The following is a 415-nucleotide window of genomic DNA, read 5'->3' as shown; positions in this document are numbered from 1 at the left end:
CTATGTTTGGTGTTGATGATTTAAGAAAAACTCGGTTTGCTCAAGAGTTGATTGAGGAAGGGAAAACTGAAGGAGAAGTTCAAGGAAAATTGAAGGTGATTCCTCAGTTATTAAAAGAAGGATTTTCTGTAGAAAAAATTGCTAATATTCTCCAGCTTAATGTTGAGCAAGTCCAACAATTTATCAACACTCTCAACTAACCTGTGTACCCAGAAACCGGGTTTCTAAAAACCTAGTCAAACAACAATTTCCCGATGAACCTTCGCGGCTACAATTGTTAAATTTATTAGAAACGATTGTTTTAGCAAAGTTACCTCAAATGAGTCGTCAGGAGTTAGAAGCTATGTTTGGTGTTGATGATTTAAGAAAAACTCGGTTTGCTCAAGAGTTGATTGAGGAAGGGAAAACTGAAGGA

The 415-nt window shown here is 36.4% G+C and carries 1 protein-coding gene and 1 pseudogene; both read left to right on the top strand.

What is annotated here, in order from left to right:
* Positions 1–200: pseudogene (locus tag PL8927_RS28235) on the top strand (Rpn family recombination-promoting nuclease/putative transposase); the annotation flags it as partial.
* Positions 179–415: DUF2887 domain-containing protein (locus PL8927_RS28930; RefSeq protein WP_197047592.1), on the top strand; the 237-nt coding region annotated here is incomplete at its 3' end. The pseudogene PL8927_RS28235 and the gene PL8927_RS28930, both read left to right, overlap by 22 nt.

It is taken from the genome of Planktothrix serta PCC 8927, assembly GCF_900010725.2.
Taxonomy (GTDB): Bacteria; Cyanobacteriota; Cyanobacteriia; order Cyanobacteriales; family Microcoleaceae; genus Planktothrix; species Planktothrix serta.
This window is presented reverse-complemented; position numbering and strand designations above follow the sequence as displayed.